A 13,547-nucleotide genomic window follows, 5' to 3' on the forward strand; every position below is an offset into this window, starting at 1 on the left:
CGCGTGCGGAGGCGGAACGGGACAAGTTGCGTTCCTCACGGTGCCGGGACCGCGCCACTCGACCGGGTGAGCCGTGCGGCGCGACGTTTCGGACCCGGCCAGGCTGCCGATGTCGAAGCACCGGCGAAGGGAGACAGATCGAATGCGTGGACGGACCTTGCTGGTCACCGGGGTCTTGCTGCTGGCCGCGCCGGCGGCGGCGCACGCCGACCCGCCGATCGAGTCGACCGGCTGGGCCTCGGCCGGCAGCCTGGACGTGCTGGCCGACAACGAGCACGTAGTCACCGGGGAGCTCGCGCGCTGCGACGCCGACGGACCGGCGACCGTACGCACCCCCGGCGGAGCGGCCGGCCGGATCGCGGTGTTCGGCTTCGGCGGGACGGTCTGCGGGCGCAACGGCCCGATCGCCGAGGCGCAGGCAGGCGGCCAGCGGTTCGAGTCGGATTTCCTGGCCCGCTACGGCGGACCGAAGCTGAAGGTCCGCACGTACGCCGTCAACTGCTCGACGACGGCGGACGCGGGCAGCACCGGCTCGATGTCGATCGGCGAGGTCGCCGGGTTCACGGTGCCGTCGTCGATCCCGGCGAACTACCGGATCACTGTCCCGGGCGGGCCGGCCGGCACGGCGCTGGCCACGATCACGCTGAACGAGACCGTGACGCCGACGCCCGCCGACGGCAGCCTGGTCACGCACGCGGTGCACGTGAAGCTGTTCCCGCAGGGCGGACCGGCCAGCGGGGACATCTACCTGGGCACCGCGGCGTGCAACCCGTTCGGCAAGCACCCCAATGTGGCTTGGGGTGCTTTCGGTTAGGCGGGCGGCAGGGCGGGCGTGCCGGAGTAGCGCACGCCTGCCTCGTCGAAGTCCTTCAGCGTCGCGTCGACGGTCGGGCGCGAACCGCCGACCGTCAGGTCCAGCAGCACCTGCACGCCGAACCCGGCGCGAGCGGCGTCGAGAGCGGTGGCGCGGACGCAGAAGTCGGTGGCGATGCCGACCACGTCGACGTCCGTCACGTCGCGGGCGCGGAGCCACTCGTCGAGCGTCTTGCCGTCGCCGGACTTGCCCTCGAACCCGGAGTAGGCGGCGGAGTACTCGCCCTTCGAGAACACCGCCTCGACCGGCACCACGTCCAGCGCGGAGTGGAACGACGCGCCCGCGGTGCCCGCGACGCAGTGCCGCGGCCAGCTGGTGTTGAAATCGGGGGTGTCGCTGAAGTGGTCGCCCGGGTCGATGTGGTGATCGCGGGTGGCCACGATGTGCGCGTAGCCGCCGTCGGCCATCCGCTGCGAGATGGCCGCCGCGGCCGCCGCTCCGCCGGGCAGGCCCAGCGAACCTCCTTCGCAGAAGTCGTTCTGCACATCCACCACGATCAGCGCGGTACCCATGGTCGGCTCCCTACAGAAAAATCGTCGGAATCGCGGGCTCGCCGTGCGAGAGCTTGAGGCCCTCCCACGGCAGGCTCACCTGCGCGCGCCGCAGCCGGGCCCGCGCGTCGTCCAGTGTGGGCAGATCATCCACCGGAGCGCCGTCGCGCACCAGGGGGATCTGCAGCTCGAGATCGTTTTCGCCGGCCTCCGGGCGGCCCCCCGCCGAGGTCCAGACGACCTCTTCGACGGCCGTGCCGGTGCTTCGGTGCCGGCGCAGCGCGTACTTGCGTCCGCCGCGGGATTCCTTGTGCGCACTGCGTTTCGCCACCGGTTTGCCGTCGACCTCGACCAGCTTGTAGACCATCCCGGCGGTCGGCGCGCCGGAGCCGGTGACCACCGAAGTGCCGACGCCGTAGGCGTCCACCGGTTCCGCGCGCAGCGCCGCGATCGCGTGCTCGTCCAGGTCGCCGGACACGACGATCCGGGTGTCCTTCGCGCCGAGCGCGTCGAGCTGGTCGCGGGCCTTGCGGGCGAGCGGGCCGACGTCGCCGGAGTCGATCCGGATCGCGCCCAGCTCCGGACCGGCCACCCGGACCGCGGTCTCGATGCCCGCGGTGATGTCGTAGGTGTCGACCAGCAGCGTGGTGTCCGCGCCCATCTTGCTGACCTGGGCGCGGAAAGCGGCTTCCTCGCTGTCGTGCAGCAGCATGAACGCGTGCGCGACGGTGCCGCGGGTGGGGATTCCGTAGCGACGGCCCGCTTCGAGGTTCGACGTGGTGGCGAAACCGGCGAGGTAGGCGGCTCGCGAGGCGGCGACCGCGGCGTATTCGTGGGTGCGCCGTCCGCCCATCTCGATGATCGGCCTGCCGTGCGCCGCGCCGGACATCCGCGCCGCGGCGGAGGCGATCGCGCTGTCGTGGTTCAGGATCGACAGCACCAGCGTCTCCAGCACCACAGCCTCGGCGAAGCTGCCGGTCACGGTGAGGATCGGCGAGCCGGGGAAGTACAGCTCGCCTTCGCGGTAGCCGTCGATGTCGCCGCGGAACTCGTAGTCGGCCAGCCAGGCGAGCGTCGCCGGGTCGACGACCGCGGCCTGCTCCAGCATGGTCAGCTCGGCGTCGGTGAACCGGAAGTCGGCGATCGCGTCGAGCACCCGCGCGGTGCCCGCGACGACGCCGTACCGGCGCCCGTCGGGCAGCCTGCGGCCGAAGACCTCGAACACGCACGGCCGCTCGGCCGTTCCGTCCGCGAGGGCGCTCGCCAGCATGGTCAGCTCGTAGTGGTCGGTGAGCAGCGCCGTGCTCGCGCTGGTGACCGGCTCGGGGGAACCCATGGCAGCAGCCTATTCACCCACATGGACGGACCTGGCGCGGCGTACCGGGAGGCCGCCGTGACACCATGGGGTGCATGTCCACGCCTGTCGCATCCGAACAGACGCAGGTCGATCCACTCGGGGCCGAACTGGCCGACTCCGACCAGCCCTGGCGGACAATCGTGTGGAACGATCCGGTCAACCTGATGTCGTACGTGACGTACGTGTTCCAGAAGCTGTTCGGCTACAGCCGGGACCACGCCACGAAGTTGATGCTCGACGTGCACAACAAGGGCAAGGCGATCGTGTCGTCCGGTTCGAAGGAGAAGGTGGAGACCGACGTGGCGAAGCTGCACGCCGCGGGCCTGTGGGCGACGATGGAGCAGCCCTCGTGAAAGCGTGGCGCCGCAAGGGCGACGTCATCCTCGCCGGGTTCGAGCAGCAGGAAGCCGCGGTGCTGCGCGGGCTGGTCGGGCAACTGGAGGACATGCTCACCGCCCGGGCCGAGGAGGCCCCGCAGGACGAGCTCGCCGAGCTGACCGGCATCCGCACCGGGCCCAGCGAATCGCCGGACGACCCGGTGCTTTCGCGGCTGCTGCCGGACTTCCACAAGCTCGACCCGGACAACCCGAGCAGCGAGGAACTCGACTCGGCGGCCGCGATGCGGTCGCTGCACGAACCGGAGCTGCTGGAGAAGAAGGTCGGCGTCGCGAAGACGGTGCTGGACACGCTGCCGCGCGACGGCGGCCCGGTGCAGCTGAGCTTCGAGCAGGCGGACGCGTGGCTGGGCGCGCTGAACGACGTCCGGCTGGCGCTGGGCACCGCGCTGGACGTCACCGAGGACATGCCGGACGAGCTGCCCGAGGACGACCCGCGCGCGCCGCACCTCGGCGTGTACCACTGGCTGACCTGGGTGCAGGAGACGCTGATCCAAGCGCTCACCGGCTGACGTCTCGGAGGTTCGCGCGATGATCACCGACGTTCCCGGCGTGCTCGTCGGGCATTACCAGCGGCTCGGCGACGGCTGGGCCACCGGCACCACCGTGGTGCTCGTGCCCGGCGGCGCGACCGGCGCGGTCGACCAGCGAGGCGGCGCGCCGGGGACGCGTGAGACGAACCTGCTGGAGCCGGAGAACCTGGTGCAGCGGGTGAACGCGGTCTGCCTGTCCGGCGGCAGCGCGTACGGTCTCGCCGCGGCGGACGGCGTGATGCGGTGGCTGGCCGAGCAGAACCTCGGGTTCCCGGTCGGCGCGCAGCCGCACGAGGTGGTGCCGATCGTGCCCGGCGCGGTGCTGTTCGACCTGCCGCGCAGTGCCTGGGGAAACCGGCCGGACGCGGATTTCGGTTACGCCGCTTGCGAAGCGGCCACGGACACGGTGGTGTCCGGCACGGTCGGCGCGGGTACCGGCGCGGTGGTCGGTTCGCTCAAGGGCGGCATCGGGACGGCGAGCGAGGTCGTCGGCGAGGTGACCGTCGGCGCGATCGCGGCGGTCAACGCGGCGGGCGAAGCGGTGGATTTCGCGACCGGGCGTGCGTTCGCCGGGGATCACGAGGTGGACGGGGAGTTCGGCGTCCGCTGGCCCGATCGGCCGGGTGAGGTGCCGGGGCAGCGGACGGACTTGAACACCACGATCGGCGTCGTGGCCTGCGACGCTGCCCTCACCAAGGCTGAAGCGCGCCGGCTGGCGGTGGCCGCGCAGGACGGGCTGGCGCGGGCGGTGCGTCCGGCGCACTCGATGTTCGACGGCGACACGGTGTTCGCGCTGGCGACCGGTGCCTGGGAACTGCCCGGGGAGCCGGGCTCGTTCGCGCTGGCGGCGCGAGCCGGGGCGCTGGACGCGCTGTGCTCGGCCGCGGCGCGGGTTTTCGCGCGGGCGATGGTGCACGGGTTGCTGTCGGCTGCTTCGGCGGCCGAGGTTCCCGCGTATCGCGACGTGTGGCCGGAAGCGTTCAGCTGAACACCGGGCGTGCTCGCGGCGCGTCGGCGGCGACCGGCCGATGCCCGCTGGTCCGGGCGGCAGCCGGGCCGCGGATCGCCGTCGAACCGGGGCGTCCGGGTCGTCTCGGCTGACCTGCGGATGAGCGGTACGTCTCAGAGTGTGGACCCGCTCGGTCCACGACCTAAGATGTGCGTGTGCTCCGGATCCGCCGTGACCTCGTCGACGAGATCGTCGCCCATGCCCGTCGTGACCACCCCGACGAGGCGTGCGGCGTGATCGCCGGACCGCTCGGGTCCGATTCGCCCGAACGGTTCATCCCGATGCTGAACGCCGCGCGCTCGCCGACGTTCTACGAGTTCGACTCGGGCGACCTGCTCAAGCTCTACCGCGAGATGGACGCCAACGACGAGGTGCCGGTGGTCATCTACCACTCGCACACCGCCACCGAGGCGTACCCGTCCCGCACGGACGCGAACATCGCCGCCGAGCCGGACGCGCACTACGTGCTCGTCTCCACGAAGGACCCCGATTCGCACGAGTTCCGCTCGTACCGGATCGTGGACGCCGAGATCACCGAGGAGCCGGTCGAGATCTTCGACTGACCCCGGAATAAAGCGCGGCGTCCATTACGTCTGCGTCTAGGAACCCACCCGGAGGTAAGAACCCATGGCCGTGACCGTCTCCATCCCGACCATCCTGCGCACCCACACCGGCGGCGAGAAGTCCGTCGAAGCGGCGGGCAAGACCGTCCTCGAGATCATCGACGACGTCGAGTCGCGGCACGCCGGCCTGAAGGCACGCCTGGTCAAAGAGGAGAAGCTGCACCGCTTCATCAACGTCTACGTCAACGACGAGGACGTGCGCTTCGCGGGCGGCCTCGGGGCCGAGGTCAGCGACGGCGACACCGTGACGATCCTGCCCGCGGTGGCAGGCGGCGCTCGCTGATCCGATGGCCCGTTACGAATCCCTCCTCGACGCTCTCGGCGGCACGCCGCTGGTCGGGCTGCCGCGGCTGTCCCCGACCGACGACGTCCGGCTCTGGGCGAAGCTGGAGGACCGCAATCCGACCGGCTCGATCAAGGACCGCCCCGCGCTGGCCATGATCGAGGCGGCCGAGCGGGACGGCATCCTGCGCCGCGGGTCCACGATCCTTGAGCCGACCTCGGGCAACACCGGGATCTCGCTGGCCATGGCCGCGAAGCTCAAGGGCTACGGCCTGGTGTGCGTGATGCCGGAGAACACCTCGACCGAGCGCAAGCAGCTGCTGCAGGCGTACGGCGCGCGGATCGTGTTCTCCCCGGCCGCGGGCGGTTCGAACGAGGCAGTGCGGCGAGCCAAGGAACTGGCGAAGCAGAACCCCGACTGGGTGATGCTCTACCAGTACGGCAACCCGGCCAACGCGGACGCGCACTACCGCGGCACCGGTCCGGAGCTGCTCAAGGACCTGCCGACGCTCACGCATTTCGTCGGCGGCCTCGGCACGACCGGGACGCTGGTGGGAGTGGGCCGGTACCTGCACGACGCGAAGCCGGACGTCCAGGTCATCGCCGCGGAACCCCGCTACGGTGAACTGGTGTACGGCCTGCGGAACCTCGACGAGGGGTTCGTGCCGGAGCTGTACGACGAGAGCGTGCTCAACGGCCGTTACTCGGTTGGCGCGTACGACGCGCTGCGCCGTACGCGGGAGCTGCTGGAGCACGAAGGCATCTTCGCCGGGATCTCGACCGGTGCTGTGCTGCACGCGGCCCTCGGGGTCGCGGAGAAGGCCGCCGCGCGCGGCGAGAAGGCGGATGTCGCGTTCATCGTCGCGGACGCCGGGTGGAAGTACCTGTCGACCGGAGCGTATGCGGGCTCGTTGGACGAGGCCGCGGAACGGCTCGACGGCCAGCTCTGGGCGTGAAGATCGGAACGTCTGGTCCGTGAAGAGGCCCTTGAGAGACTCTGCTTCTCTCAAGGGCCCTGCACGGCTTCCAGCGCGACCGGGCACGGCCTGGACGCCCGGAAAGTAGGGGTTTTCTCCCGAGGCCCGGCGCAGCCACCCGACGTAATCTGGGTGGCGTGAGCACACTGCCTCCCCTTCCGCCGATGTCTCCGGTGCCTGCTGCCGGCGGTCCGGGCAAGTCCGTCGAAGCCTCGAAGCGCATCCTGCCCGCCAATCCCAAGGCGGCGGCGATCGTCGCGCTGGGGTTTGTCGCGGTGTTGTACCTCGTGGAGCTGCTGGACGTCATCTTGCCGGGCAGCTTCACGCACGGCGGGATCGTGTCGCGGCAGGTGACCGGGCTCGACGGGATCCTCTGGGCGCCTCTGCTGCACGCCGGGTGGTCGCACCTGTTCTCCAACACGGTGCCGGTCCTCGTCTTCTCGTTCCTCGCGATGGCGGCCGGCATCGGCCGGTACGTCGTTGTCACCGCCATCATCTGGGTGGTGTCCGGGGTGGGCGTGTGGCTCGTGGGGCCTTCGAACACCTACACCGTCGGCGCCTCCGGGCTCGCCTTCGGCTGGCTCGCCTACCTGCTGGTGCGCGGACTGTTCCACCGGTCGCTCGGGCAGATCCTGGTCGCCGTCGTCCTGCTCGGCATCTGGAGCGGGATGCTCTGGGGCATCCTCCCCGGCGACCCGGGCATCTCCTGGCAGGGCCACCTGTTCGGCGCGCTGGCCGGCGTCCTCGCGGCCTGGCTGACCTCACGCGGAGAACGCGTCAAATCCGCCCCGGGTAGCCTCGAGGCGTGAGTTTTCCCGAGGCGCCCATCGGTGTTTTCGATTCCGGCGTCGGCGGGCTCACCGTCGCCCGGTCGATTCTCGAACTGTTGCCCGCTGAGCAACTGCGGTACGTCGGCGACACCGCGCGCAACCCGTACGGGCCGTTGCCCATCGCTACGGCCCGCGAGTACGCGTTGGAGGCTCTCGACGACATGGTCGAGAGCGGGGTGAAGGCGTTGGTTATCGCGTGCAACACCGCGTCCGCGGCTTGCCTTCGCGACGCACGCGAGCGTTACGACGTGCCGGTGATCGAAGTAGTCCTCCCCGCCGCACGGCGAGCGGCTGTGGCGACGCACAGCGGGCGCGTCGGTCTGATCGGTACCGAGGGCACTGTGCGGTCGCGTGCGTATGACGACGCTTTCGCCGCTGCGCCGGACGTACAGCTCACCAGCGTCGCCTGCCCGCGTTTCGTCGACTTCGTGGAGCGCGGCATCACGACGGGGCGACAGATCCTCGGCTTGGCACAGGGTTACCTGCAACCGCTTCTCGAAGCGGAGGTGGACACTCTCATCCTCGGCTGCACGCATTATCCGCTGCTGTCCGGCGTCCTCCAGATCGTGATGGGCCAGGACGTCACGCTGGTCTCCAGCGCCGACGAAACCGCGAAGGACCTCTACCGGGTCCTGACCGAGCTGGACCTGCTGGCCGAGCGTGCCGAACCGCCTCGGCACGAGTTCCTCGCCACCGGTTCGCCGGAGCCGTTCGCGCGTTTGGCGCAGCGGTTCATGGGCTTCGCGCCCGGTGCCCTCGCCCCGGCGAGCGCGTGACGCTGCGGTCGCGACGAGCAGCGTTAGGGTGACGGGGTGCGACTGACGATCCTCGGGTGTTCGGGCAGCATTCCCGGCCCGAACGCTGCCGCGTCCGGGTACCTCCTGGAGGCGGAGGGGTACCGGCTCGGGCTCGAGCTGGGCACCGGTGCCTTCGCGCAGCTCCAGACCGTGCTGGACCCGTTTGACCTGGACGCGCTCGTCCTCTCGCACCTGCACGCGGACCATTGCGCGGACGTCAACTCGCTCACCGTGCTGCGTCGCTATCACCCTGCGTCGCCGTACCCGGCGCGCCCGCGCCAGCTGCCGCTGTATGCGCCGGCGGGGGCACCGTCACGGCTAGGGCACGCGTACGCGGCTGACGAGGCGGAGCGGGCGTCTGTGGATCTGTCTGACGTGTACGCGTTCCACGAGTTACGTGAAGAGTCTGTGCAGATTGGGCCCTTCGACGTGACCGCTGTGGCCGTCGACCACCCGACACCGGCATTCGGCCTACGCATCGCGTACGGCGGCACCATTCTCGCGTACACCGGTGATACCGGATACTGTCGCGCACTTGGCGAGCTCGCGGACGGCGTCGACGTGCTGCTTTCCGAAGCGTCCTGGACGGACGCCGCGGACCGGCCGCAGGGCGTGCACCTTTCCGGCAAACAAGCTGGTGAGCTGGCGAAGGAGGCCGGGGTCGGCCGCCTGCTGCTTACGCACGTCGCGCCCTGGACTGACCGGGCCGCGGTCCTGGCCGAGGCCCAGGCGGTGTTCCCGGACGCCGAACTGGTGACCCAGGGCGCGGTCTACGACCTCTGACCGCGAAAGGGACCGCGGGACCCGGCGTTCGCCCCTCCCACCACCCTCAGCGGACTGGCGTGGCCAGGCAGTATCGTCTGGCGCGTGGCTAGAAAAGATGGCAGGAACGACGACCAGCTCCGCGAAGTGAAGATCACCCGCGGATTCCAGAAGTGGCCTGCCGGGTCAGTGCTCATCGAGTTCGGCAACACCCGGGTGCTGTGCGCGGCGAGCGTCACCGAAGGCGTGCCGCGCTGGCGGGCCGGCTCCGGCCTCGGCTGGGTCACCGCCGAGTACGCGATGCTGCCGTCGGCGACGAACACCCGCAGCGACCGCGAATCGGTGAAGGGCCGCATCGGCGGCCGCACCCACGAAATCTCCCGGTTGATCGGCCGCTCGCTGCGCGCCTGCATCGACCTGGCCGCCTTGGGCGAGAACACCATCGTCATCGACTGCGACGTCATCCAGGCCGACGGCGGTACCCGCACGGCCGCGGTCACCGGCGCGTACGTCGCTCTCGCCGATGCGATCACCTGGCTGAGCGCGGCGAACCGGCTGAACGACCCGCAGCCGCTGTCGTCCTCGGTGGCCGCGGTGAGCGTCGGCGTCGTGGACGGCCGGGTGCGGCTCGACCTGCCGTACGAGGAGGACTCGCGTGCCGAGGTCGACATGAACGTCGTCGCCACCGACGCGGGCACCTTGATCGAGGTGCAGGGCACCGGCGAGGGCGCCACCTTCGCGCGGTCCACTTTGGACGCCATGCTCGACCTGGCGCAGGCCGGCTGCGAGGAATTGACCCGGCTGCAGAAGGAGGCGCTGGCCTTGCCGTACCCGGGCGAGCTGCCGGAACCGCGTCCGGACCGGAAGAAGGGCCAGAAGTGACCAAGCTGCTGCTGGCGTCGCGCAACGCGAAGAAGCTCGGCGAACTGCGCCGCATCCTCGAAGCGGAAGGCATCGAGGGGATCGAGGTGCTGGGGCTCGACGACGTCGACGAGTTTCCGGAGGCGCCGGAGACCGCGCCGGACTTCGAGGGAAACGCGTCGGCCAAGGCTCGGGACGCGGTCGCGGCTACCGGGTTGCCGGCCATCGCCGACGACTCGGGGCTGGCGGTGGACGCGTTGAACGGGATGCCGGGGGTGCTGTCCGCCCGGTGGGCCGGCCGGCACGGGGACGACTCGGCGAATCTGGAGCTGGTGCTGGCGCAGCTTCGGGACACGCCGGACGAGCGGCGCGGCGCGGCCTTCGTTTGCGCGGCGGTGCTTGCCTTGCCCGGGGGCGAGGAGACGGTGGTGCGCGGGGAATGGCGTGGGGTGCTGGTTCGGGAACGCCGGGGGGAGAACGGGTTCGGGTATGACCCGATTTTCGTTCCGGAGGGCGAGAAGAGGACCAGCGCGGAATTGACGGCGGCGGAAAAGGATGCGTTGTCGCATCGGGGAAAGGCGTTGCGGGCGCTGGTGCCCGCCTTGCGGGAGCTGGCTGGGTGAGCTGGGTCGGGCGCCTGCGCTGGTCGGGCGGTCCGGCGGCGGTTCGGGTCGTTGAGGTGCGTGAAGGGAACATTCAGGGACTCTGAGTCCCTCAATGTTCCCTTCACGGACTGGGGCGGCGGCCGGAGTCGAGGAGCGGCGCGGCAAAATCCGGCTAGGCTTCTTGGTCATGTGCGCCAACATCGTCCTGGCCGAAGACGATCCGAAGCAGGCGGCTCTGGTTCGGCTGTACCTGGAGCGGGAAGGCCACGTGGTCGCCACCGCTGACAACGGCGAGGACGCACTGAGCATGGTCCGGCAGCAGGTGCCTGACCTGCTGATCCTCGACGTCATGCTGCCCCGGCTGAGTGGTCTCGACGTCTGTCGCGCGATCCGGGCGTCGTCCGATCTGCCGATCTTGATGCTTACTGCCCGGTCCACTGAGGACGATCTGCTCCGCGGCCTCGATCTCGGTGCGGACGACTACGTCACCAAGCCGTACAGCCCCCGGGAGTTGATGGCTCGGGTGCGTACCTTGCTTCGCCGGACCGGGGCGGCGAAGGAGCTGGCGAGGGTCGGCAGCCTGACGGTCGACGTGTCGAAGCACGAGGTGACTGTCGACGGTCGGCGGATCGAGACCACTCCAGGGGAGTTCCGGATTCTCGAGGTGATGGCTGCCCGGCCGGACCAGGTGTTCACCCGGGCGCAGTTGCTCGAGCACTTGCACGGGTTCGACCGGTACATCACCCAGCGCGCGATCGACGTGCACATCATGAATCTGCGCAAGAAAATCGAGAATGAGCCTGGTAAACCGGAGCGGTTGCTGACCGTTTACGGGGTGGGCTACAAACTGACTGCGAAATTCGATGCCGCGTAGTCTTCTTTTTCGGCTCATCGCGGTTACCGCGATCATCGCGGTTTGCGCGGTCGCGGCCACCGCCTGGCTCGCCTCGCGGACCACCTCCAGCAGCATCGAGCGCGAGCAAGGGCAGGTCTTCGCCGACGACGGTACTGTCTACCAAGCCCTTCTTTCTTACGCCGCAACGCATCCGACCTGGAGCGGGGTGGAGAAGACTATCGACGAGTACGCGGAGAAGACCGGCCGGAAAATCGTGCTGACTACGCCGCAAGGCGAACTGATCGCTAGTTCGGAGCCGCATCCTGGCCAGTCGCCGCATCAGCCGTCCGCGGTCATCGATCCGTTGGCGGTCGATGCCCGGCTGGGCGTCAAGTCCACTCCGGACCGCATTGATCCGGACGCGGTTGGCCCATACCGCCTTCCCGAGGCCGAACGCAGCCGGCTGGAGCAAACCGCGCAGAAAGTCCTCGGCTGCAGTCAGCGGCTGACTGGGTTGGGCCGCATCGAAACCTCGCCCAGCGGCCACCCGCGGGTGATCGCGCCGGCGGGCACCGCGCAATGCGGCACGGCGGTGCTGGAACGGCCGACGCCGACCGAACAGGCGGCATTGGACAAGCTGTCCGAGCTGATCGACGCCTGCCTCGGCCGCAACGCCAAACCGGCCCCGGTCGCCAAGGCCGCGCTCAGCTGGACGTTCGACGGCCCGGTCGTCCAGGCGACCGGCCAGACCGTCACCACCTGCGTGACCGCGGCGAGAAAAGAACAGCTGACGCCGTACGTCGCGCCGGCGGCCTGGCTGTACATCACCGAGAAGGGCACTGATCAGCCGCCGACCGGGTTCACGTTGTCGCAGGAGAACCGGACCAAGCTCATCGCGGTGACGGCGGCGATCCTGCTGCTCACGGTGATCGTGATGGGGCTCGCGTCCATCCGCCTGATCCGGCCGCTGCGCGCGCTCACTGGGGCCGCTCAGCGGATGAAGGCGGGCGAGACCGGCGCGCGGGTGCGGGTGCGCGGCAAGGATGAGATCGCGCGCCTCGCCACGGCGTTCAACGACATGGCCAGAGCGCGGGAGGAGCTGGAAGGCGCGCGCCGGGCGATGGTCAGCGATGTGGCGCACGAGCTGCGCACTCCGCTCGCCAGCATTCGCGGCTGGCTGGAGGCGGCCCAGGACGGGGTGAGCCAGCTGGACGACGAGCTGGTCGCTTCGCTGCTGGAGGAGGCCGTCCACCTCCAGCACATCGTCGACGACCTGCAGGACCTCGCCCTCGCCGACGCGGGCGCGCTGCGCGTCCACCCGGAACCGATCGACGCGAACGCGCTGCTGGCCCAGCTCGCGTCCGCGCACACACCGCGGGCCGAAGCCGCGGGCGTCCGGCTGTCGGTTCCGTCGATGGCGGACCCGGCGCTGACCGCGGATCCGGTCCGGTTGCGGCAGATCTTGGACAATCTGGTCTCGAACGCCGTCCGGCACACGCCGCGAGGGGGCCGGGTGACGGTCGCCTCCCGTCGCGAGGGGGCCGACGCGGTCTTCGAGGTGGCCGACACCGGCACCGGTATCCCCGCGGAGGACTTGCCGCACGTGTTCGACCGGTTCTGGCGTGCCGATGCGTCCCGTGCTCGCGCGTCCGGGGGCAGTGGGCTGGGGCTGGCGATCGTCCGCAAGCTGGCCGAGGCGCACGGCGGCGAAGTCGCGGCGGTCAGCGCGGTCGGCGAGGGGACGACGTTCACCTTGCGGTTGCCGGCCCAAATGTCGTGAAGGGAACATTGAGGGACTCTGAGTCCCTCGATGTTCCCTTCACGACACGCGGGAGGTCAGGAAGCGATGCCCAGGTCGCGGATCAGCTTCGCGACGTGCCCGGTCGCGCGGACGTTGTACGCGGCCTTGGCGATTTTCCCGTCCGCGTCCACGACGAACGTGGACCGGATGACGCCCTGGACGATCCGGCCGTAGTTCTTCTTCTCCCCGAACGCGCCCCATTCGGTGAGGACGGACTTGTCCGGGTCGGACAGCAGCGGGAAGGTGAGCTGCTCGGCCGCGACGAACTTGGCGAGCTTCTCCGGCTTGTCCGGCGAGATGCCGAGCACCTGGTAGCCGGCGTCGTTGAGCTCGGCGAGGTTGTCGCGGAAGTCGCACGCCTGCTTCGTGCAGCCGGGCGTGCTCGCTGCCGGGTAGAAGTACACGACCACGGCCTGGCCGCGGAAGTCGCTGAGCGAGACGTTCTTGCCGGTGCTGTCCGGCAGGGTGAACCCGGGTGCTTCGTCCCCCGGAGCGAGTCGCTGGTCGGTCATGGG

Annotated in this window: 17 protein-coding genes; 14 read left to right on the forward strand and 3 right to left on the reverse strand. The window is 70.1% G+C overall.

Going from position 1 to position 13,547, the window contains the following annotated elements; genetic code table 11:
• The first annotated feature begins 142 nt into the window (after positions 1-142).
• Positions 143-814, forward strand: a complete 672-nt coding sequence (locus tag AMYBE_RS0100405; protein WP_020657341.1) for a choice-of-anchor P family protein — start codon at positions 143-145, stop codon at positions 812-814.
• Here AMYBE_RS0100405 and AMYBE_RS0100410 read toward each other — a convergent pair.
• Together AMYBE_RS0100410 and AMYBE_RS0100415 are read right to left on the reverse strand one after the other, a co-directional pair.
• A complete protein-coding gene (locus AMYBE_RS0100410) occupies positions 811-1,386 on the reverse strand; it encodes an isochorismatase family protein (protein ID WP_020657342.1) in 576 nt (191 codons plus the stop codon). The two genes, AMYBE_RS0100405 and AMYBE_RS0100410, sit on opposite strands and share 4 nt — an antisense overlap.
• Positions 1,387-1,396: 10 nt before the next feature.
• On the reverse strand, positions 1,397-2,701 hold the full coding sequence (locus tag AMYBE_RS0100415) for a nicotinate phosphoribosyltransferase (protein WP_020657343.1): 1,305 nt from the start codon (positions 2,699-2,701) through the stop codon (positions 1,397-1,399).
• 74 nt (positions 2,702-2,775) lie between these two features.
• Between AMYBE_RS0100415 and clpS the strand changes: the two genes are divergently transcribed.
• The 13 genes from clpS to AMYBE_RS0100480 all read left to right on the forward strand — a co-directional run bounded on the left by clpS (position 2,776) and on the right by AMYBE_RS0100480 (position 13,011).
• Positions 2,776-3,075, forward strand: a complete 300-nt coding sequence (clpS, locus tag AMYBE_RS0100420; protein ID WP_020657344.1) for an ATP-dependent Clp protease adapter ClpS — start codon at positions 2,776-2,778, stop codon at positions 3,073-3,075.
• Positions 3,072-3,629 carry a DUF2017 domain-containing protein gene (locus AMYBE_RS0100425; protein WP_020657345.1) on the forward strand — a complete coding sequence of 186 codons (558 nt, stop codon included), beginning with the start codon at positions 3,072-3,074 and terminating at the stop codon, positions 3,627-3,629. Before clpS ends, AMYBE_RS0100425 begins: the two co-directional genes overlap by 4 nt.
• A gap of 19 nt (positions 3,630-3,648) precedes the next feature.
• Positions 3,649-4,638: a P1 family peptidase gene (locus AMYBE_RS0100430; RefSeq protein ID WP_020657346.1), complete on the forward strand. Its 990-nt coding sequence runs from the start codon at positions 3,649-3,651 to the stop codon at positions 4,636-4,638.
• Positions 4,639-4,814: 176 nt separating this feature from the next.
• Positions 4,815-5,222 (forward strand): M67 family metallopeptidase, encoded by a 408-nt coding sequence (locus tag AMYBE_RS0100435; protein WP_027927246.1) that lies wholly within the window; start codon positions 4,815-4,817, stop codon positions 5,220-5,222.
• A gap of 64 nt (positions 5,223-5,286) precedes the next feature.
• A complete protein-coding gene (locus tag AMYBE_RS0100440; RefSeq protein ID WP_020657348.1) occupies positions 5,287-5,565 on the forward strand; it encodes a MoaD/ThiS family protein in 279 nt (92 codons plus the stop codon).
• 4 nt (positions 5,566-5,569) lie between these two features.
• Complete coding sequence (locus AMYBE_RS0100445; protein ID WP_020657349.1) at positions 5,570-6,520, forward strand: PLP-dependent cysteine synthase family protein; 951 nt, start codon at positions 5,570-5,572, stop codon at positions 6,518-6,520.
• Between the two features lie 185 nt (positions 6,521-6,705).
• Positions 6,706-7,350 (forward strand): rhomboid family intramembrane serine protease, encoded by a 645-nt coding sequence (locus tag AMYBE_RS0100450; protein WP_051124607.1) that lies wholly within the window; start codon positions 6,706-6,708, stop codon positions 7,348-7,350.
• Positions 7,347-8,147, forward strand: coding sequence for a glutamate racemase (gene murI, locus AMYBE_RS0100455; protein WP_020657351.1), 801 nt, complete (start codon positions 7,347-7,349; stop codon positions 8,145-8,147). The genes AMYBE_RS0100450 and murI overlap by 4 nt, the downstream gene beginning before the upstream one ends.
• A 36-nt stretch (positions 8,148-8,183) precedes the next feature.
• Positions 8,184-8,951, forward strand: a complete 768-nt coding sequence (locus tag AMYBE_RS0100460; RefSeq protein ID WP_020657352.1) for an MBL fold metallo-hydrolase — start codon at positions 8,184-8,186, stop codon at positions 8,949-8,951.
• Positions 8,952-9,035: 84 nt separating this feature from the next.
• Complete coding sequence (gene rph / locus AMYBE_RS0100465; protein ID WP_027927247.1) at positions 9,036-9,812, forward strand: ribonuclease PH; 777 nt, start codon at positions 9,036-9,038, stop codon at positions 9,810-9,812.
• Positions 9,809-10,414: an RdgB/HAM1 family non-canonical purine NTP pyrophosphatase gene (gene rdgB, locus AMYBE_RS0100470; RefSeq protein WP_020657354.1), complete on the forward strand. Its 606-nt coding sequence runs from the start codon at positions 9,809-9,811 to the stop codon at positions 10,412-10,414. The genes rph and rdgB overlap by 4 nt, the downstream gene beginning before the upstream one ends.
• Positions 10,415-10,583: 169 nt before the next feature.
• Positions 10,584-11,270: a response regulator transcription factor gene (locus AMYBE_RS0100475; RefSeq protein ID WP_020657355.1), complete on the forward strand. Its 687-nt coding sequence runs from the start codon at positions 10,584-10,586 to the stop codon at positions 11,268-11,270.
• Entirely contained in the window at positions 11,260-13,011 is a 1,752-nt protein-coding gene (locus AMYBE_RS0100480; protein WP_020657356.1) for a sensor histidine kinase, read from the forward strand. The genes AMYBE_RS0100475 and AMYBE_RS0100480 overlap by 11 nt, the downstream gene beginning before the upstream one ends.
• 56 nt (positions 13,012-13,067) lie before the next feature.
• Here the strand turns inward: AMYBE_RS0100480 and bcp are convergent, their stop codons facing one another.
• Positions 13,068-13,544, reverse strand: a complete 477-nt coding sequence (bcp, locus tag AMYBE_RS0100485; RefSeq protein WP_020657357.1) for a thioredoxin-dependent thiol peroxidase — start codon at positions 13,542-13,544, stop codon at positions 13,068-13,070.
• Positions 13,545-13,547 lie beyond the last annotated feature (3 nt).

Source organism: Amycolatopsis benzoatilytica AK 16/65 (assembly GCF_000383915.1).
GTDB classification, from domain to species: domain Bacteria; phylum Actinomycetota; class Actinomycetes; order Mycobacteriales; family Pseudonocardiaceae; genus Amycolatopsis; species Amycolatopsis benzoatilytica.